Source organism: Qipengyuania soli (assembly GCF_015529805.1).
Taxonomy (GTDB): domain Bacteria; phylum Pseudomonadota; class Alphaproteobacteria; order Sphingomonadales; family Sphingomonadaceae; genus Qipengyuania; species Qipengyuania soli.
Genome location: NZ_CP064654.1, coordinates 2296719 through 2316161 on the forward strand (window position 1 = coordinate 2296719; position 19443 = coordinate 2316161).

Annotated in this window: 14 protein-coding genes; 7 read left to right on the forward strand and 7 right to left on the reverse strand. The window is 63.5% G+C overall.

All coding sequences use genetic code 11. The features are described from left to right. Positions 1 to 82 precede the first annotated feature (82 nt). The 7 genes from IRL76_RS11450 to IRL76_RS11480 all read left to right on the forward strand — a co-directional run bounded on the left by IRL76_RS11450 (position 83) and on the right by IRL76_RS11480 (position 4892). Complete coding sequence (locus IRL76_RS11450; RefSeq protein WP_200981461.1) at positions 83 to 577, forward strand: DUF2975 domain-containing protein; 495 nt, start codon at positions 83 to 85, stop codon at positions 575 to 577. Beyond that, positions 577 to 807 (forward strand): helix-turn-helix domain-containing protein, encoded by a 231-nt coding sequence (locus tag IRL76_RS11455; RefSeq protein ID WP_200981462.1) that lies wholly within the window; start codon positions 577 to 579, stop codon positions 805 to 807. The genes IRL76_RS11450 and IRL76_RS11455 overlap by 1 nt, the downstream gene beginning before the upstream one ends. Continuing rightward, positions 804 to 1571, forward strand: a complete 768-nt coding sequence (locus IRL76_RS11460) for a hypothetical protein (RefSeq protein WP_200981463.1) — start codon at positions 804 to 806, stop codon at positions 1569 to 1571. Before IRL76_RS11455 ends, IRL76_RS11460 begins: the two co-directional genes overlap by 4 nt. A 122-nt stretch (positions 1572 to 1693) precedes the next feature. Beyond that, positions 1694 to 1933, forward strand: a complete 240-nt coding sequence (locus IRL76_RS11465) for a hypothetical protein (RefSeq protein WP_200981464.1) — start codon at positions 1694 to 1696, stop codon at positions 1931 to 1933. A 389-nt stretch (positions 1934 to 2322) separates the two neighbouring features. Further along, positions 2323 to 2838, forward strand: a complete 516-nt coding sequence (gene rplJ / locus IRL76_RS11470) for a 50S ribosomal protein L10 (RefSeq protein ID WP_200981465.1) — start codon at positions 2323 to 2325, stop codon at positions 2836 to 2838. 80 nt (positions 2839 to 2918) lie between these two features. After that, the gene (gene rplL, locus IRL76_RS11475) at positions 2919 to 3296 is read left to right on the forward strand and encodes a 50S ribosomal protein L7/L12 (RefSeq protein ID WP_200981466.1); all 378 of its coding nucleotides are present in this window, start codon (positions 2919 to 2921) and stop codon (positions 3294 to 3296) included. Between the two features lie 609 nt (positions 3297 to 3905). Then, positions 3906 to 4892, forward strand: a complete 987-nt coding sequence (locus tag IRL76_RS11480; RefSeq protein WP_200981467.1) for a transglutaminase-like cysteine peptidase — start codon at positions 3906 to 3908, stop codon at positions 4890 to 4892. Between the two features lie 3 nt (positions 4893 to 4895). Here IRL76_RS11480 and IRL76_RS11485 read toward each other — a convergent pair whose 3' ends face one another. Genes IRL76_RS11485 through IRL76_RS11515 form a run of 7 tightly spaced genes read right to left on the reverse strand, consistent with a single transcriptional unit; the run spans position 4896 to position 19150 of the window. Then, a complete protein-coding gene (locus IRL76_RS11485; RefSeq protein ID WP_200981468.1) occupies positions 4896 to 6164 on the reverse strand; it encodes an HlyD family type I secretion periplasmic adaptor subunit in 1269 nt (422 codons plus the stop codon). Beyond that, positions 6161 to 7171, reverse strand: a complete 1011-nt coding sequence (locus tag IRL76_RS11490; protein ID WP_200984302.1) for a cell wall hydrolase — start codon at positions 7169 to 7171, stop codon at positions 6161 to 6163. Before IRL76_RS11490 ends, IRL76_RS11485 begins: the two co-directional genes overlap by 4 nt. A gap of 2 nt (positions 7172 to 7173) precedes the next feature. After that, a complete protein-coding gene (locus tag IRL76_RS11495; RefSeq protein WP_246449737.1) occupies positions 7174 to 9315 on the reverse strand; it encodes a type I secretion system permease/ATPase in 2142 nt (713 codons plus the stop codon). 19 nt (positions 9316 to 9334) lie between these two features. Beyond that, a complete protein-coding gene (locus IRL76_RS11500; RefSeq protein WP_200981469.1) occupies positions 9335 to 10738 on the reverse strand; it encodes a TolC family protein in 1404 nt (467 codons plus the stop codon). 15 nt (positions 10739 to 10753) lie between these two features. After that, a complete protein-coding gene (locus IRL76_RS11505; protein ID WP_200984347.1) occupies positions 10754 to 11455 on the reverse strand; it encodes an OmpA family protein in 702 nt (233 codons plus the stop codon). Positions 11456 to 11486: 31 nt separating this feature from the next. Then, a complete protein-coding gene (locus tag IRL76_RS11510; RefSeq protein ID WP_246449740.1) occupies positions 11487 to 14522 on the reverse strand; it encodes a beta strand repeat-containing protein in 3036 nt (1011 codons plus the stop codon). Between the two features lie 26 nt (positions 14523 to 14548). Continuing rightward, positions 14549 to 19150 carry a DUF5801 repeats-in-toxin domain-containing protein gene (locus IRL76_RS11515; protein ID WP_200981470.1) on the reverse strand — a complete coding sequence of 1534 codons (4602 nt, stop codon included), beginning with the start codon at positions 19148 to 19150 and terminating at the stop codon, positions 14549 to 14551. Positions 19151 to 19443: the final 293 nt, after the last annotated feature.

Here is a 19443-nt window from a genome sequence, read left to right on the forward strand (position 1 = left end):
AACCAGTCATATCGAAATTCGATATTATCGATTTACAATAAGAACAGCGACTGCCATATCGATTATCGATAAGGAGGCTGGCATGCTGTCGATTCTCAAGCACACGTTGCGGATCGCGAACTTTCTGAACTGGGCCATGGCAGCGCTGTTTACCCTGCTTTTGGTCGAACCGGGGCTGTTCAAGGAAGGTTTCCGCAATGCCCTCGGCGTGCAGGGTGCCGACGAGGTGGTCTTCACCTGGCTCGAATGGACCTGCGCCATGGTGATCCCGATCGCCTATGCGGTCCACCTGATCCTGACGCGCCTCGCCGCCATGATCCATGACACCCAGCGCGGTGAAGGCTTTTCCGAAACCAATGCGCAACGCCTGTCAGTCATTGCCTGGGCACTGCTGGCCATCAACGTGGCGGATCTGGCATTCGGGCAACTGTCCATCTGGGCGAGCAAGGTGAGCGGCGAGTATTTCGGCTGGTCGCTGTCGCTCACCGGCTGGTTCGCGGTCCCGTTACTGTTCGTCCTGGCCCGGCTGCTGCGCGAAGGCGCCCAGATGCGCGACGACCTGGAAGGAACGGTCTGATGCCGGCCGAGGACGATCAGGCCATCGTCGTGAACCTCGAGGAACTGCTGCAGGATCGCGGCATGACGCTCACCCAGCTCGCCGAGCGCATCGGCCTGACACTTGCCAATGCGTCGATCCTGAAGACCGGCAAGGCAAAAGCCATCCGCTTCTCGACCCTCGCGGCCATCTGCCGCGAGCTCCAGTGCCAACCCGGTGACCTGCTGGGATACCAGGAGAAGGACCAATGATCTGGCTCAAACGTTTTGCGTCCGACTTCGTCGGCACGCTGGCCGACTCCGTTCGCGCGTTCAGGACCCTGCCCTGGCTGATGGCCGGGATCGTCTTGTGGGAGTTTGCCCAGCACGTGGTCGAAGTGCGGATCGGCATGTTCGAAAGCAAGGAAGCCGCACGCGCGGTCGGCGAAGACGGCACGCGGATGATCTTCGGCTGGATAAAGATGGCTCTGGTCTATGTCGGCGGGTTTTTCGTGATCCGCCATTTCGCTGGCAAGCGCGATGGCACGCGGATTGACCCTCTTACGGATGCGGTACCGCGGTACCTGCCCTACATGGTCTATTCGCTCTCGATCTTTGCGGCGATCTTCTACACGAGAAGCTACGCGCAAGAAGACCATGTCGATACGATCCGTATGGTGGTCGGCCTGAGCCAGCTGCTTCTGGAACCCCTTCTCATGGCATGGGTCGCGTCGGCCGCGACAGACGGCGACGTCAACAATGCGCTGTCATCGGCGAAGCGAACCGGGCTGCTCTATTTCTATGCCCTTCCGCTGTATTTCACGACGCGAGTGCCGCCCAGCCTGGCCCACAACCAGTTGCACGAAATAGCATATGGCCAGGATCAAGCGCTGGTCTTTGCGTTGATGGCCGTAGATTCGCTTGTCGTCGGCTTGATCGTCGCCATTCCGGCCGCAGCCGCGGTGCGCGTCGCCAGGCTGGTCCGCAACAGGCTCGACGGCCAGATTTCGCCAGATGAAAGTCCGATCACCGCGTGAAAGCACGGAATTTGCAGCGGAATGGGAAAAATTCGCTCCTACGCAAAATGTGTCTTCTCCTTGGCGAAAATAAGGCTATTTTATGTCCACGCCAATCACGGCGTTACAGGAATTGAAGACCCATGAAGAAGATCGCACTCGTCGCCGCCCTTCCCTTCGCTCTGTCGCTCGCCGCTTGCGGTGAGAAGGCTGCTGAAGAAGCTGCTCCGGCTGAAGACACCGCCGCTGCTGAAGCCACCATGGAAGAAGCTGCTCCGGCCGCTGAAGCCACCGACGCTGCTGCTCCGGCTGCTGAAGCTACCGACGCTGCTGCTCCGGCTGCCGAAGCTACCGACGCTGCTGAAGCTCCGGCTGCTGAATAATCTTTCCGTCGTCCGCGCCTGACGCGCGGATCGGTTAGACTAGCGAGAGGCCTGTCCCTTCGGGGGCGGGCCTCTTTGCTTTGGCGCGTCCGCCTTGACTCCTTCGCGGATTCGACTAGATGCGCGCCCGACCGGCACGTGCGCAAGCGCAGGCCGATCATCCGTCCGAGACAGTTGGTGACCGGAATCTGCCGGTCTTAATTTCCAGCCTAGACGGGGAACAGAGATTTCATGGCGGTCCGCCCGATACAGGGTTGTCCGTCGTTTCGCGCCAATGTGGCGCACTCCTTCCCCCTCAACGGACTCGCCCGTGTTGCATCTTGCAACATGGACAAACGTAGCCGGCCGTCCGGGAGCCATCCCGTGCGGTCATAGTGAAGGAGTATGGCATGGATCGTTCGCAGAAAGCCGATTCGGTCGCCCAGCTCAGCGAGATCTTCGCCCAGTCCGGCGTGGTGGTCATCACCCGCAACCTGGGGCTCTCGGTCGCCCAGTCGACCGAACTGCGTTCGAAGATGCGCGATGCCGGTGCGTCCTACAAGGTTGCGAAGAACCGTCTCGCCAAGCTCGCCCTGAAGGACACCGACTACGCAGGTCTCGACGAGTACCTGACCGGTCCGACCGCCCTTGGTTATTCCGAGGATCCGGTTGCTGCGGCCAAGGCCGTGGTGGAGTTCGCCAAGACCACCGACAAGATCGAAATCGTCGGTGGTTCGATGGGCGCAACGAAGCTCGACGAAGCTGGGGTCAAGGCACTCGCCTCGATGCCGAGCCTCGACGAACTGCGTGGCAAGATCGTGGGTCTCGTCAACGCGCCGGCAACCAAGGTTGTCCAGCTCGTCAACGCCCCCGCGAGCAAGCTCGCTCGTGTTTTCGGCGCATATGCCGCCAAGGACGCAGCGTAAGCCTGGTTCATCGCAAATCGCGACTTATTCATTGGGGCAGTCCCGTGTGGAACCCCAGCCTAATTTTGGAGTGAAACATCATGGCCGATATCGCCAAGCTTGTTGAAGAACTGTCGAAGCTGACCGTCATGGAAGCCGCTGAGCTTGCCAAGGCGCTCGAAGAAGAGTGGGGCGTTAGCGCCGCCGCTGCTGTTGCCGTTGCCGCACCTGCTGGTGGTGGCGACGCTGGCGCCGCTGCTGAAGAGAAGGACGAATTCGACGTCATTCTCACCGGCGACGGTGGCAAGAAGATCCAGGTCATCAAGGAAGTCCGCGCCATCACCGGCCTGGGCCTGACCGAAGCCAAGGCTCTCGTCGAAGGCGCCCCGAAGGCGCTCAAGGAAGGCGTGAACAAGGCCGAAGCCGAAGACGTGAAGGCCAAGATCGAAGCAGCCGGCGGCACCGTCGAACTGAAGTAAGCTTCACGCTTACACTTCGAACAGCTTCTGCTGATCAAGGAGGGCGGTGCCGCAAGGCGCCGCCCTTTCTTGTGACAGTTTATCCTTCGCGGAACGCGATGCCGGATCGCGAGCAATTGTCTGGAATTTCTATCGAAATCACTTGCTAGGTGTTTTCCCTGAACGCTAACAATGCAGCGGATCTTGGGGTGGCGATCTATGCAATCCGTGCTTTTACTGGCGATGTGTTACGTAAGCAGCTGCTTTGTCCTGTCTGCACTTGCCGTCAGACTGAAGCCTCGAAGTATGACGACCAGGATCTTGAGATCCAACCACTCCTTCTTCACGATACTGCCTGCGCTTGTCTTTCTCGAGGTATTCCTCGGTGTCGTTTCGCTCGCGCAATCGGCGGGCCGGCTCTCCAGGTACCTGTTCGAGAAAATCTCCGGCCGTCCGCAGCTAAAGCGTATCAGCGCATACTATCAGCATGGTCGGGAACTCCGGCGGGACCGGCGCTGAGCAGGTAACCATCGGCGCCTTTTACGCGCCCTAGGCCAAGCTCAATCAAGAAGCACTCGTTAACCAAGCGCGGAAACTGCGCCTTGATATTGCCTGCGTATTCCGGGCCTCATGGTAAGGCCGGAACACTTCCGCAATGCACTGCGCAATGTCGCTGCAGCGTCCGTGCTCGCTGCAGGCGGGGTGGCCCTGCCAGCGCAGGCGCAGGGTGCCGCGCCGTTGTTGATGCCGGCTATGACGGCCGCACTCGCCAATGTTGCCTGCCCAGTGTCTGGCACACCGGTCATTCCGACACAGGACTTTGCCGCCGCAGGCAACCTTACGGCTTCAAAGGCCTCGGCCATCCTAGGCGGCGGGACCAGCGAGCTGGAGCGCATTCGCGCGGAACAGACTTCATTTGAGTCCTTGGGGTCGCTGATGCCCCAGGCAGGTCCGACGACTGAAACCGTTTCCGTCCCGGTATTGCAGCCGCTTGCACCGGCATCGGCTGCCTTCGCCAAGGTAGTCCCCTGCTCCTCCGACTTCGGGGGTGGCACGTCCGGTCTTGTTTCGCTGAAGCGGATCGCCCCCGCAGCAGGCCTCGGCCGCGACGACTTTCTGTCCAGCCGCAAGGTCGCGCTTGGCCGGACCAGCTTCGATAGCGCCTGGGCCCGCGTAAGCCGTGAAAAGGCACGCCTTTCCCAGGTCCCTGCTGATCTCGTATCCGGTTCCGGCGGAATTGAGCAACGCCTCGAAGCGGTGAATCGCTGGGTCAATCACCGGATTACCTACACCGACGATCGCAAGCTGTTCGGAAAGGCCGACTTCTGGGCCGGGCCACGCAAGACGCTCCAGCTCGGCAAGGGCGATTGCGAGGACTATGCGCTACTGAAGATGCACCTGCTTGCCGCCGCGGGCGTGCGCCGCGAGGACATGTTCCTGACTATTGCGCGGGATCTGGTCCGGCGTGCCGACCATGCCGTGCTGATAATTCGCACCGATGACGGCTACCGCATGCTCGACAACGCTACCGATCAGGTGCTCGATGCGACGCTGGCAAACGATTACCAGCCGGTGCTGAGCTTCAACGACCGCCGCACCTGGCTGCACGGTTCCTGACCATCAGCGTTCCGTCATGGCGCGACCGAGCGCCTTGTTTACCGGTTTGAAGAGATAGCTGAGAATGCTGTGGCGTCCGGTGATGATCTCGACATCGCAGATCATGCCGGGGACGATCGGCAGGCGCTTGCCGTTCTTCATAATGTATGAGCGATCGGTTTCGACGACGACGGTGTAGTAGGCCTGCCGTTCCGCCTCGTCGTAAATGCTGTCGGCAGAGACCTGCTGGACCTTGCCGCGCAAGCCTCCGTAAATCGAGAAGTCGTAGGCAGTAACCTTCACATTCGCTGGATCGCCGACCTTGATGAAGGCACGATCCTTGGGCGCGATGCGCGCCTCGACCAGCAGCTTGTCGCCGACCGGCACGATCTGCATGATTTTCTCGCCTGCATTCACGAAGCCGCCGACTGTTGTGATCTGGACGTCGTTGACGACACCGTCCGAAGGCGCACGCAATTCGTTGCGCTGCTGGCGGGCAGCAGCGCCGCGGATCGATTCCTCGTTCACGGCCAGTTTCGTGGTGACTTCGCTGCGCTCTGCCAGCGCCTGTTGGCGGAAATCGAGGCGGGCCTGGCTAAGATCTGCCTGTGCCTCGCGGATCGAGGCGGCGGCGCGTCCGGCGGCCTGGCGGGCAGCGGCGAGACGGCCTTGCGTGTCGACAAGGTCGCGCTGGGCCTGGATCAACTCGGTCTGCGGTACGATGTTCTTGCGCGCCAGCGGTTCGAGCATGTTGACCTGCTCGCGCGCGAGCCGGACGCTGTTCTCCAGCGCGGCTACGGTAGCTTCGGCCTCCTGCTGGTCGCGGCGACGCTGTTCGATGGCAGAGGACAGTGCGCTCTGTCGCGCTTGTGCGGTCGCTGCACGGACCTGCTGGAGCCGCTGCTCTTCGGCGCAAACCTCGCCCTCGGCGCATCCGAGGCTGCCGCCCGATGCTTCGTTCTCGAGGCGCTGTGCCCGCACGGCAAGGCGGCGGTTCTCCGCTTCCAGTTCGCCGAGCGCGGAGCTGGATTGCGCATCATCGAGGCGAACCAGCAGGTCGCCTTTCTTCACGCTCTGGCCACCGCGTACAAGGATGTCTGCGATTACCGCGGGCTCGGACGGCTGGACCAGCTGCGCCTTGCTCGACGGGATGACCTTGCCGGTGCCGCGCGCAATCTGCTCGACCTGGGCGAAGGACGCCCAGATAAAGAGGGCGAGTATGCCGATCGCTGCCACTGCGATCAGCTTTTGTGGTGCGTCGAGCGAGGCGAACCTCTCGCGCAAGGAATTCATTCGGAAGCTCCTGCCGGCTCAGCCGGTTCTGCAATCTTCTCGCCCTGCCCGGCCAATGTGGCCTTGTAGCTGGCGCTGAGCTGGACCGGGTCGGGGATCGACAGGCGCCAGGTCGTCGTCGTGTCGAGACGTCCGCCGACGTCGGCCTCTGCATGGCGATCCTTGACGTCGGCCACGACGGTCGTGCCTGGGACGAATGCGGCGACCGGTGAAAGCTCCTCCGCCTCGTTCGCTGCCAGCTTCACGCGCAAGCGCTCGAAATCGATCTGCGGGATGTGCTCGAGACCGGACCAGCGCTGGATGAAACTGGCGCCCGATCCGGCGCGCCCGGGGAAACGGTAGAAGATATGGCGGCCGATCTGGGTGATCTTGCCGAGCGTGTAAGCCCAGCGGGGCACGACATAGTCCGCATGGTAGTGCGTTGCAGTGCCGACTTCGGGCGCGCTGCCGCCATTCATCATCTCATGAGCAATGCGCTTGGCGCGGTCCCAATAACCTGCCGACGGAGCCCGGAGGAGCGAGCCGTCGCAGGTGAAGCTGAACTGACAAACCGGGCGGTCGACACCTTCGTAGACGACACCGCAAACCGTATTCGGGTAAGCGGGGTGGCGGACGCGGTTGAGCACGACCTGCGCGACAGCGCGCTGCCCGCTCTCGGGCTCGAGGGCCGCCTCGTAGTATATCGCCTGGGCAAGGCATTTCTCCGCCGTCGCTTGCGAACTAGCGGACATTTCGCGCCGCCCGAACAGGCCGGGTGTCTCGATACGGGCCTTGGAAACCGGGATGAGAGCGTTGCGTGCTTCGGCACTCTCGCCGGTGAGGGCGAGCACCTGGTCCTCACCTGTCGACATGGTGCTGATCTGCGAGGCAAGCTCGCGTCCCAGCACGGGCATGGCATTCGCCGGTTCGGGCGATGTGAGGATCGAAGAGGTTCCAGCAGCCAGTGTCGCGCCAACGACCAGCGCGACGGCGGCGATACGCTTTGCAAGAGTGGTCTGGATAAACATCGTCACTGCCCCTGCGCCAGTGCGGAGCCGGCCTGGGCCAGCACCTGCTTGACCGGACCATCTGCAACCACGCGGCCGCGATCGATGACGATCAGGCGGTCGCAGATCGAAAACAGCGCCGGGCGGTGGGTCGCAATGACCAGCGTCTGGTTCGGTGCCATGGCGGCGCCGAGACGGTCGACGAAGAGCTTTTCGGTCTGGCTGTCCATGGCGCCGGTAGGCTCGTCGAGGAACAGGAGCTCGCAAGGCTCGACCATGGCGCGGGTCAGCGCGAGGAAGCTGCGTTGTCCTCCCGACAGGCGGCGGCCATCCTCGCCTACCGGACGATCGAACCCGCCAGCATCACGGGACAGGAATTCATCGGCCCCCGTCATCCGCATCGCCTCGAGCAGGCGCTCGTCCGAAATGCCCGGCGAGGAGAGCGAGAGGTTGTCCTTGATCGAACCGGTGAACAGCGCCGCATCCTGGCCGACAAAGCGGAATGCGCGACGCAGCTGCTGCGGACGGAACTGGCGGCTGTCGATGCCATTCACCAGCATCGTTCCGCCGGTCGGCGCGTAGAGACCGCAAAGCACCCGGCCGAGTGTCGACTTGCCCGATGCAACGCGGCCAACGATCGCGATCTTCTCGCCCGGCTGGATGGTCAGGTCGATGTCGGCCAGCGCATCCTGCGAGGTTTCGGCATAGGCGAAGCCGAGCTTTTCCATCCGGATCGTGGGATTCTCGATGGCCGAGAGCGTCAGGCTGCTGCCTTGGCGACGCTCGTCCCCGCCTTCGAACAGGCGCTCGATACTGTCGAGCGTCTCCTGCGCCTGGCGACCGCGAGTCAGCAGGAAGGCGATCTGCCCTGCTGGCGAGAGCGAGCGCGACGAAAGCATGACGATCGCGATGATCGCGCCCATCGAGATCTCGCCCGCGGCGAAGAGGTAATAGCCGCCGATGATCAGCGAGACGGTCGAAATCTGCTGGAAGGTCTGGGCAAGTCCGACCGCATAGGAGTTCACATCGCGCAGGCGCTGCTGCGAATGCGTGCCGATATCGGCGAGGCGATGCCAGCGCGACAGCATCGCGCCCTCGCCCGAGAGGCTCTTCAGCGTCTCGATACCGGTAAGCGATTCGACCAGCATCGTCTGCTGCAGTCCATGGTCGGCCTGCGCATCGCGCGCCGCGTTCACCACGCGCTTCTGCAGCACGTACCCTGCGAACAGCATGGCGCTGATGATCGCCAGCGGAACCAGTGCAAGCCATCCACCGATGACCGCGATCACGATCACGAAGACAAAGAGGAACAGCACGTCGATCGCCATCACCAGGCTGGTCGAGGCGAAGAAGTCGCGCACTGTCGTGTATTCAGAGACGCGCGCGGCGAGCGAGCCGGTGTGGCCCTTGCGCTCTTCCAGCGGTGAGGCGAGCAGGCGCCCGAAGATTTTCTGCGACAGCTTGAGATCGAGCCGCCGCGTGATCTGGTCCACCACCGCCGTGCGCGCGCGGCGCAGTGCGAACTCGAGCGCAAAGGCGAGGACCACGCCGATACCGAGCACCCACAGCGTCTCGGACGCCTTGTTCGGGATGACGCGGTCGTAGACGTTCATCGTGAAGATCGGCAGCGAGATCGCCAGCAGGTTGATGATGAAGCTGGCGACGAACACCGGCATGAACGAGCGGCGTTCCTTGCGCAGCTCGCTCCAGAACCAGTGGCCGCGCGCCTTGGCGTGCCACGGCGCCTCGTTCTCGCGCAGTTCGTCGGGATCGGCGAAAACCTGGATGAACTGGCCGGAATAGCTCTCGGCCAGCTCCGCGTGAGACACCCATTGTTCGATGCCGCTGTCGGGACGCCAGACGAGCAGGTCGCCTTCACGCGCTTCGAGCGCGACCAGCGCCCGTCCGCCTTCGAGGCCGACAAGCGCGGGATAGTGCTTCTGCGTGCGCGGCAGCTTGCGCGGATCGGCCGGGTCGTAGTTCAGCCGCGCGAGCTCGAGCGCGGGTCCTGCCTGATGCCAGGGAAGGAACCCGCGCCCGTCACGCGGAAGCTGCGCAAGCAGCGACGTGTCGAAGGCAGGACCGTAGCGCCGCGCCAGTTCGGCGACGCTTTCGGTCAGCGTATCGAGTTCCACGCCCTCGATTGCCTCATCGACCTGCGACACTACTCACCACCCGTTCTCCCTACTTGGGATAGACGCGGCGCTGAAGCTCTGCCGGGGTCGGTGGGCCGTAGTTGAAGCGTTCACGCTCGTTCGAACCCGCACCAGCTCCGGGGGCAATGCTCAGCGCCTCCAGGAAGTTGTTTGTAGCAGCGAGCGTCTGGTATTGCGCGAACAATTGACTGAAGCGTGCCGTTTCAAGACGCACCTGAGTATTGAACCTGGTGTTCTGTGCATCGAGCACGTCGAGCAGCGAACGGCGACCGACGTTGAACTGGCTGCGGTAGGATAGCAGCAGGTCGTCGCTCACCTGGCTCTGGCGGTCGAGAGCAGTGACGATGCGTCCCTGCGTTTCGAGTGCCTGCCACGCGAGTCGCACGTCTTCTTCGGCTTCACGCTGGCGATCGTGCAGGGCGTAGCGCGCAAGGCTCGCCTGGCGGACCGTCTCCTGGATGCGGGCTTCCTTGATCCCACCATCGAAGATGTTCCAGCGCAGCACCACACGGCCGAGAACGTCGGCAGTCTGGCCGCGGAAGCCGTCGATATCCTCACCGGCCCGGCCACGCACTTCGAGGCCGACAGTCGGATAAAGGTCACCTTCGGCCGACTTCACCAGTGCATTGGCTGCATCGACATCGGCCTGGGCTTCACGCACCAGCGGGTTGCGCAGGCGGGCCATGCCGACCGCGGTTTCGAGGTCCGCCGGCATGGCCGAGGCCAGGTTCGGCGGCAGCGCCGCGCCGCTGAGGTCGAGACCGGTCAGGCGACGCAGGCTGATGTAGGCGTTCTGGAGGCCGAGATCGGCTTCCTCGCTCTGTACCTTGGCAGACTGCAGGCGCTCTTCGGCCTGCTGGCGGTCGGCGATGCTGATCGAACCCTGTTCGACACCGGTGCCGAGGTCGGTCACCAGCGACTGGTGAAACGCGGCATTGTCGGCCGCCGCAGCTGCGACGCGCTGCTGGAGCAGGACGTCGAGATACTGGCGGGCGATCTGCAGGGCGATGAACTCGGAACGCTCGACCACGCGCAGCGACGCACCGTCGACGCGGGCAGCCTGGCGCAGCAGTTCGCCGCGACGGCGACCGAAGTCGAGAACCGTCCATTCACCGCTCAGCACGCCTTCGATCGGATAGAGTTCCTGATCGGAGATGCCGAGCGAACGTCGGGTGTTGTTCTCGAGCCTGCGAACACCGGCAGAAGCTTCGATGTCGACGCGGGGCAGGTAGAGGCCCTGCGCCTGCTTGCGTTCGAATTCGATCGCTTCCTTGTTGAACTGTGCCTGGATGATTTCCGGGTTCGACTGCATGGCGACCGTGATGGCCTCCTGCATCGAAACGGCTTCGGTATCGGCCGATTGCGCCATCGCCGCAGGTGCAGCTCCGGCCAACAGGATTGCCGTCATTGCGGCCAGGGTGTGCTTACGCATGGTCTCCCCCCTCTCTTAATTGTTGACCAGGATTTCGACGCGGCGGTTCTGGAGTTCGCGCACGCCATCCGCAGTGGGGACGCGCGGCTCCTCTTCGCCCTTGGCCGAAGTCGAGATTGCCGACTGGGAAATGCCCTGTGCGGACATCAGGCCCGCAACCGCATCGGCGCGGCGCTGGGACAGGCCCAAATTGTAGGCATTCGAGCCCGAGGTGTCGGTATGACCGACAACGTTGAACGAGCGCCAGTTGCAGGCGGCAGCGTTCTGGGTGACGTACTGCACGATCTCGGTCGCGTCCGAACCCGGCGTAGCGGAATCGAATTCGAAGAAGATCAGGCCAGGCAGTTCACGGTTGCAGACCGGGGCCGGGGTCGGCTCGGGTGCAGGAACGACGCGAGGCTGCGGGACCTGCATCATGCGATCATAGGCCATCCAGCACTTCGACAGCGACACCTCGTCCCGCGTGTTCGACTTGAGATAGCCGAGCGCGATACCGCACTGCGCCTTTGCTTCCGATGCCCAGATGTACCGGGGATCGTTGGCGTTGAAATAGGCGGGATCGAGCGTCGCAGCGAGCGCTGCATCGTAACGCTGCTGGACTTGCCCCCGCAGCGTATCGCGATCCATCCCGGCCCAGTTTTCCTGCGCCAGCGCTGGCGTTGCCGCCAGGCCGGTTGCCGCCAGGGCCAGCGGCAGTAGAACATTGGTCTTCGTCATCTTTTCCCCCTGTCTTTTTCTTTCGGGAAGATCAGGCATGAGAGGCGGTCTCGAGAACGAGAGCCGCATCCTGCACCAAATCCGAACCCATGCCGACGGCATGGAACGAGTCGATCTGCGCATCGAGCATGCCGGCCAGCATGGCATTGTTGCCAGCCTCGCCGCCAAGGCCCGCGGTGCCGAAAGGCTCGCCGGTAGCAAAGTAGTCGATCGCCGCATCGAGCGCGCTCTGGGCACCGAGGTCGGCAAGCGCCGCCGCAGGATCCCCGGCGAGCGCGACTGCCTCCTGCGCAGCCGGAGCTGCCGCAAGCATGAGGAGCGCTTCCATCCCGCCCATCGCATCGGACATCGGAAGCGCCGAGGCAAAACCGCTGTCGATTGCAGGCTCGGCCATCGCGAAGCCATTGTTCGCGAAGCCGGACACGTGACCCTGGGCCATGTCGATGAGGCCCGACATCGGCGATGCTTCGAAGCTGTCGAAGCCGCTCATGGGGGCCATGGCCACCGGGATCGAGAACGTCGAAGCCGCAAAGTGGCTGGCGCCCATCTCGAAACCGAGGTTGACATCGGGCAGGGCCACCAAGCTCGAAGCGTGGAAGGCCGGAGATTCGAAGCCCATTTCGGAAACCATTGCCCGAAGTTCGAACCCGCCAAAGTCGCTGACCTGGTGGTTCATGGCGAAGCCCGAAGCCGAGGCTGCCAGCGACATCATTCCCATCGAACGCAGTTCCGACTGGAAGTTGTTGTTCGACGTGAGCGGATCGGTGCTGCTGGCGAGCAGCGGTTCCGACACCGGCGCCGACTTGGCGCTGGCCGAGAAGGGCTCGGCAAGCGTCGTGGTCGTCGACGGAGTTACCGCCGTGATGCTGATGTCTCCGGTCGACGAAACGTCGCCATCGCCGTCCACCACTTCGACCGGGATGTCCCAGCTCACCGGGTCGGTCGTCAGCGTGCTCGCGCCGAACCCGCCGACCTGGAAGGTACCGCCCGAAAGGTAGCTGTATTCGACGCTGTTGAAGCCATCGTCGGTGAAGACGGCAATCTGCGTACCGACCTGGCTCGATCCGTTATCGCCTTCCACTCCTGCCACGTCGACCGTGCCATTGGCGTTGAAGGTGACCGTAAACACGTGGCCATTGATCGTGTAGTTGCCGCTGGTGGTGATGATCGTCTCACCGTTGGGTCCGCTGTACTCGGTACCGCGCCAGACGATGACCACGCCGGTGATGTGGTCGAGCTGACCGTCGCCGACGACAGTGTTTCCGTCAGGATCGTCGTAGGCGCCTACGCGGATAGTCGAACCGCCAGTCGACTTGAACAGAGCGAAGGCGCCGTTCACCGTGTAGTGCCCGTCGAACACGTGGTCGCGGTTGGCCGCTCCAGCGTAGTCGTTCTGGACCGAGTCGGCAGGGTTGCCCCGAAGATCGGTCACGAAGTCGACGCGGAAGGTTTCGCCGGAGCCAACCGAAGCACCGCCGCTCACACCGCCGGTATTTGCGGTGGAGTTGATGGTGCCGCCATTGACGCCATTGACTTCGGGCGTGAGCAGCAGGTCCTGGCTATCGTTGTCGACCGGCGTGGTAACGCTGTCGCCGAAGGGCACAAAGCCCGTCCAGCTTCCGTTGCCGCCCACGAACTGGGCCACCAGCGGGTTGAACTGGACGTTTTCGATCGAGTCGATGGTTCCGTCCATGTCGACCGAATAGGTCCCGTTCGCCGGATTGAGCGTAACGGTGAAGATCACCTGCCCGTCGGCAATGCCCTGCAGCGTCTGGCCGTTCACCAGGTGATAGGTGATCGGCTGGAAGCTCGAGGTGAGGCCGCTGTCTGCCCCTTCGAGCGATCCCGGGAAGCGGATCGTCCCCGCCCCGTCGGCGCCATAGTTGTTGGCGACGTTGTCGTCGAAGTCGAGCGAGATCGGACCGGTCGGAGCCGACGGTCCGTTGATGACCTCGACCGCATCGGGAACCAGTGCGACCGGCACGTCGTCGATTACATCGACACGGATCGAGCCTGTCACAGTGTTCCCGTTCGCATCGGTCGCCGTGTAGGTGAAGTTCTCTACACCGGTCTCGGTCGTCACCCCGTTGTTGCTCGCCGGATTGGTCGAGTACGGTGAGGTCAGCGTGTAGGTATAAGCACCCGTGCTCTCGTTGAGGACGAGCGTGCCATAAGCGGTCGTCACGGTCGTGAAACCACCGGCCGAGACGCCCCCCGCAATCGAGAAGCCGCTCGCACCGGCGATGACCAGCTGGCCGGTCGCCGTTTCAGTGGTCAGACCCGGGTTGGAGCCCGTGATCGAACCTGCAGCCACGTCGCTTCCGGTCTGGGTCGTATCCATGGCAGCTTCGTTGACCGTGACGATATCGTTGTCGGCCACCAGGGTGACGTTGTCGACATCGATGGTCAGCGTGGTGGTCGACAGGTCGCCGTCACCATCCTCGATCGTGTAGACGAACACGTCCTGCACATCGCCGGTCACCGCGTTCGCGGTCGAGACATAGGTGTAGCTGCCGTCCGCGTTTAGCGTCAGCGTGCCGTAAAGACCGTTGATCGTCGCACCGACATTGCCAGTGGCATCGCTGGTCGTGTCGCCGCCCGCTGCGCGGACACCGACCACGCCACCGGCCGCTTCCGCACCATCGGCACCGAACTCGTCGGCCGCATCGGTCAGCACATTGCCCGACACATCGCCGCCCTCGGTCACGCTGTTGGTGTCCGCCACCGCGGTCGGAACATCGTCCACGATGTTGATCGTGATCGTGCCCGTCACCGTGTTCCCGTTGGCATCGGTCGCGGTGTAGCTGTAGCTCTCCGCACCAAGCTCGGTGTTGGTGCCGTTGTCGGCATCCGGGCTCGTGTCGTACGGCGCAGTCAGCGTGTAGCTGTAGCTGCCGTCGGGGTTCAGCGTCAGCGTGCCGTAGGTGTTCGATCCGCTGTTCAGCGCATAGGTCACACCCGTGCCCGCAACCGCCAGCTGGCCCGTCACCGTCTCCGTCGTCAGCGACGGGTTCGAGCCGAACGACAGTGCCGCCTCGTCCACCACCTGCGTGTCGTTGTCGGCCACCAGGGTGACGTTGTCGACATCGATGGTCAGCGTGGTGGTCGACAGGTCGCCGTCACCATCCTCACCGTCTCCGTCGTCAGCGACGGGTTCGAGCCGAACGACAGTGCCGCCTCGTCCACCACCTGCGTGTCGTTGTCGGCGGTGAGGCCGACGTTCGCCACGTTGAAGGTAAGGGTCGTGGTCGAAGTATCACCGTCGGCATCGACGATGGTGTAGACGAAGGTTTCGACTGCGTCCGACGAAATGGCATTCGCCTCGACGAGGTAGCTGTAGCTGCCGTCGGCGTTGAGGGTGAGCGTTCCGTAAGTGCCGGCAACCTGGGTGCCGACGCCGCCAGTGGCGGGAGTGCTGGTGTCGCTGCCTGCAGCAACGCCCACCACCGTCGGGCTGCCGAAACCGTCGGCTCCGCCGACGTCCGCGCCAGCCGCGCCAGAGTCGGTGTCTGAACCGGTGAGGACATTGCCGGTCGCCTCGACCCCCTCGGTTGTCGAGTCGGTGTCGGGATTGGCGGTCGGACCGTCGTCGGCGAAGCGGATGTTGCCGCCGAGGTCGAGGTCGAGCGTTTCGCTCGCTTCGTCGCCATCGGCATCAATGATCGTCGCCGTGCCCTGCAGGGTCAGGATGCCGTCGCCGAGGACCGCAAACTGCGTGTCGTAGGGAGCAGCGCCGTCGCCTGGGAGAGCGTGGTCGATTTCCTCGTACTGGGTCAGCGTCACGACGCCCGTGTCGGCATTGACCGAAAGGCGGAACACTTCGGTGCCGCCAGCCGAGCCGACGATGTCCGCGCCGTCGAAGGCCAAGGTGATTTCCACCCCGTTGCTGAACAGGCCCGAGTTCGCATTGTCGATCACGAAGCCGTAATTCCAGCCGATGCTGCCAGCGCCGTCTGCGCCATAGCTCGAGCTGTCGATGGTGAAGGAGCCACCGAAATCGGCAGTCGTGGAAGCCGTGTCGAACGCAGCGCCGATTGTCTCGGCGTCCTGCGTCGTCAGCAGGATTTCGTTTCCGTCGGTGAGCGAGGCATCGATGGTCGGCCCGTCATCACGGAAGCTGATGGCATCGCCGATCGAGACGGTTGCGTTGGCGGTGTCGCCGTCACCGTCCGTGACCGTCGCGCTGAGCGTGATGAGGTCACCGCTGGCAAGGCCGGTCGCGTCGTCGGGTTTGGTATCGTCGGCGTGGACCACAGCGCGCTGCTGGTCGAGGGTCACCGTCCCGGCAGCATCGACGCTGAGGATGAAGACGATATCGCCGCCGGTTTCGGTGCGGCCCACGACCGCGCCACTTTCCAGCGTGAGCACGACGGCTTCACCCGAAAGCGTGTCCACAAGGCCGGTCGAACCGGCTGCGACGCCGAGCGTGTAGCCCGAAACGCTGCCGGGACCATCGGCGTTGTAGTCGGGCGTGAACAGGCCCGAGAAATCGGCCGTCGCATTGGTACCGAGCGAGGTTTCGTCGACTTCCAGCGAGCCCGCCTCGGGAGCGCTGGTCGAAAGGGTCGGAAGGTCATCGGAAACCGAGAGCGAGACTGCGGCCGAGGCCTGGTCGCCGTCGATGTCGGTCGCGACAACGAACACCGAGCCGAGCGCGGCGAGGTCGTCGCCAAGGTCGGGGTGGAGCGCGTAATTGTCCGAGAGAGTCAGGGTCACCGTGGCGGTCGTGCCGCTGACCGAGAGATCGAGCGTGACGATGACGTCGGCGCCGTCGCGGCCAACGATCTGGGTGTCCGAAACGCGCTCCCAGGTGAGGCCGCCGCCAAGCGAGTCGAGTGCGGTCGCGCTGTCGTCGAAGATGATCGAGGCGATCGCGTCCGAACCGGCGGTGAAGACGATGTCGCCGCTGTCGGTGACGGGCGCCGCCGGATCCGAGCCGTCGGCCAGGTTCTGGTCGTCGACCTGCAGCGAAACGGGTTCGCCGGCCTGCGGACCTGCACCGTCCGAGATGGTGATCGGCTGCGTCGCGGTGTCGAAGTCGTCGTCACCGTCCGTCAGCGTATAGGTGAATGACGCGTCCACATCGCCGGCGCTCTGGTCGAGGCCGGTGGCCGGATCGAAAGTCCAGTTGCCTGCGGCGTCGAAGGTATAGTCGCCGTTCGCGGTGGAGACGCTGGTCGTGCCGGTGGCCGCGATCGCGTGGTCGGTGCCGCCGATGTTGACCGAGGTTACGGTGGCACCGTCTGCGCCCTGCACGTCATTGCCGAGGACATTGCCCGACAGGGTGCCGGCTGCATCTTCCGCGATGCTCAGCGGGGCTTCGTCGGCGGCGGTCGGGACATCGTCGATGATGCTGACGCTGATCGTGCCCGAACCGATGAAGTTGCCAAGGCTGTCGTAGACTTCGTAGCCGAAGCCTTCAGCACCGCTCACCGTGTTGGTGGTGTTCTCTGCCGTGTCGCCGTCGTTGTAGGGCGTATCGAGCGTGTAGGTGTACTCGCCCGTCGCGGAATTCAGCACGAGCGTGCCATAGGTGCCGTCGGCAGGGCTGGTGAGCACATAGGTCAGCGTGCCGGTTGCGCCGGTCACGGTGATCTGGCCGCTGGCAATCTCGCTGTTGCTGGCAGCATCGCTGCCCGCAGGAAGGCCGGCTTCGTTAACCAGCGCGTCGCTGTCGGTCACGACGCCGGCAACATTGCCGATGTTGATCGTCAGCGTAGCAGTGGCAGTGTCGCCGTCACCATCGACGATGGTGTAGGTGAAGCTGTCGACTGCGTCAGCATTGGTCGAGTTGGCATTGGAAACGTAGGTGTAGGCACCGGTGGCGGCATCGACCGTCAGCGTACCGTACTGGCCTTGGATGACCAGGCTGCCTTCGACCACGGAGGTGGTCTCACTCTCGGTGTTCGAGCTGGTGATGGCGACAACACCGCCGAAACCGTCAGCGCCGGCGATGTCGGCGGTCCCGTCGGTCAGGACATTGCCCGAAACGCTGTCACCCTCTGTAACGCTGTTGCTGTTGGCAAATGCAGTCGGAGCGTCGTCGTCGAAGACGATCGAAAGCGTGGTTGCGACCGGATCGCCGTCACTGTCGGTGACGACGAAGCCCACCGAAACCGTGGCATCGGTTGCCTCGTCGTTCGGTCCGCCAGCATGGAGGACGTTGTCGACCAAGGTGACGCGATAGGCACCGGTGGCGGGATCGGTCAGTTCGACGGTAAAGAGCACGCCGCGCGGACCGGTTGCGGTCAGCACGTTGCCCGCGAGCGAATAGGTGACCTGCTCGGTGCCGACCGTGGCGGTGGCGCCGTTGAGCGCGGGGTCGAAGGTGATGGTTGCAGGGGCGTCGTTGCCCGCGCTGAAGGCCAGAGTGCCGGTGAAGGTGGCCTCGCTGGTGTCGGCCGGATTGTCGCCGGCATTGGCATCGAGATCACCGGTCGTGGAATTGGGGTTGCCACCCGCGAGTGCATCATCGTCGACGGTCGCGGTGACGGTGCCACCGGTCGGGATCGAGTCGGGCAGCAGGGTGATGGTGACGGTCGCGGTGTCGCTGTCGTTGTCGCCATCGGTGATGCTGTACTGGAAGGTCACCGTTCCCTGCTCGCCCGGACCGGGCGTGTAGGTGAAGGTGCCATCGCCATTGTTGACGAGCGTGCCGGTGCCGCTGAGCGAGCCCTGCACGTACTGGACAGTTCCGATCGCGACGCTGTCGGCGCCGGGCACGTCGTTGTCGAAGACGTCGACGGTGACGGCCGCGCCTTCTTCGGTCTGGCTGGCGCTGTCGTTGTTGGCGATCGGCGCGTCGTCGATGACGCGGATGTCGAGCGTGGCAGTGGCCATGTCGCCATCGGCGTCGGTCACTGTGATTGCGAAGCTGTCCACTTCGACGTCGAGGAGGTTGTCGGTCAGCGTGTAGGTGTAGCCGACCTGGCCACCGCCGATGCTGGTGATCAGAAGCGTGCCGTATTCACCCTGGATGACCTGGCCGACAGCGGTGATCGCGACGCCGTTGATGCTCAGCGAAGCGAAGCCGTCGGGCGTGGTGTAGACGATCGTGCCATTGGTGATTTCGGAGTTGCTGGACGAGTTGGTCCCTGCCGATTCACCCTCACGCGCAGGCAGGCCTGCTTCGTTGACTTCGTCCGAAGCATTCACGGCGCCTGCCGGATTGTCCGGAGTGATGACGATGATTTCGGGCGGATCGTTCGGAGCGAACGGAATGATTTCCTTTTCGGGATACTGCGGACGGAACAGCTCCGTGTAGGGAAGCAGGTCGCCGATCGCATAGGCCGCCTGGATGTCGCCCACGTCGCCGGCAAAATTGCCGCCCGAGCTCTGCGGGTTTCCGGCTTCCGGCTCGGGTTCGTTGCCGGTGAGGAGCGCGGCTACGGTCTGCGGAGCGATGGAAACGCCATCGATGACGAACTGGGGAACGACAATCGCGCCATCCGGGATGCGGATGACGGAGCCGTCTTCGAGCGTGATGATGAGATCGCGTCCATCGACGGCAAAGCCTTCGAGGTCGGCACCGGCAGGAAGGACGATGACATTGTCCGGACCCGCCTGCACGATCCGCTCCCGGCCAAGGCCGGCGAGCGGCGCTGCGGCACTCTGGCCCTGCATCAGCTCGTTCGAGAGCTCGTCCTGGTTCTCGGGCACGAAACCGCCCTCAGAACGACCGTCAAAATCCATCATCGGATGCTCCTCCGCATTCGACGGACGGCACCGGGGTCACCGATGCGCACGCGAAACAGCGCGGGGAAGGAGCCAAAATCGGCTGCCCGAAACCCGACAAGATGCGACCGCAGTCGTAACTTGCTGCTTCGCGGCCCGTTTGTCTGTTTTCCGCCACTCGGCAGGCTGTGCCTTGAGAGCGACGATTCGTTGGCTCGATATGACACCCGGGCCGAAATAGTTGCAAGGATATTAACTACTTCGCTTAACCACGACGCCAAGCGCCCCTATCCGAAAGCGGTGATGCATGCCGT

Excerpts from the sequence above, each read along its gene's own strand:
- IRL76_RS11465 (WP_200981464.1), top strand. The coding sequence starts at position 1,694 with ATGAAGAAGATCGCACTCGTCGCCGCCCTTCCCTTCGCTCTGTCGCTC.
- IRL76_RS11500 (WP_200981469.1), bottom strand. The coding sequence starts at position 10,738 with ATGCGTAAGCACACCCTGGCCGCAATGACGGCAATCCTGTTGGCCGGA.
- IRL76_RS11455 (WP_200981462.1), top strand. The coding sequence starts at position 577 with ATGCCGGCCGAGGACGATCAGGCCATCGTCGTGAACCTCGAGGAACTG.
- IRL76_RS11480 (WP_200981467.1), top strand. The coding sequence starts at position 3,906 with ATGGTAAGGCCGGAACACTTCCGCAATGCACTGCGCAATGTCGCTGCA.
- IRL76_RS11485 (WP_200981468.1), bottom strand. The coding sequence starts at position 6,164 with ATGAATTCCTTGCGCGAGAGGTTCGCCTCGCTCGACGCACCACAAAAG.
- rplJ (WP_200981465.1), top strand. The coding sequence starts at position 2,323 with ATGGATCGTTCGCAGAAAGCCGATTCGGTCGCCCAGCTCAGCGAGATC.
- IRL76_RS11450 (WP_200981461.1), top strand. The coding sequence starts at position 83 with ATGCTGTCGATTCTCAAGCACACGTTGCGGATCGCGAACTTTCTGAAC.
- rplL (WP_200981466.1), top strand. The coding sequence starts at position 2,919 with ATGGCCGATATCGCCAAGCTTGTTGAAGAACTGTCGAAGCTGACCGTC.
- IRL76_RS11505 (WP_200984347.1), bottom strand. The coding sequence starts at position 11,455 with ATGACGAAGACCAATGTTCTACTGCCGCTGGCCCTGGCGGCAACCGGC.
- IRL76_RS11515 (WP_200981470.1), bottom strand. The coding sequence starts at position 19,150 with ATGATGGATTTTGACGGTCGTTCTGAGGGCGGTTTCGTGCCCGAGAAC.
- IRL76_RS11460 (WP_200981463.1), top strand. The coding sequence starts at position 804 with ATGATCTGGCTCAAACGTTTTGCGTCCGACTTCGTCGGCACGCTGGCC.
- IRL76_RS11490 (WP_200984302.1), bottom strand. The coding sequence starts at position 7,171 with ATGTTTATCCAGACCACTCTTGCAAAGCGTATCGCCGCCGTCGCGCTG.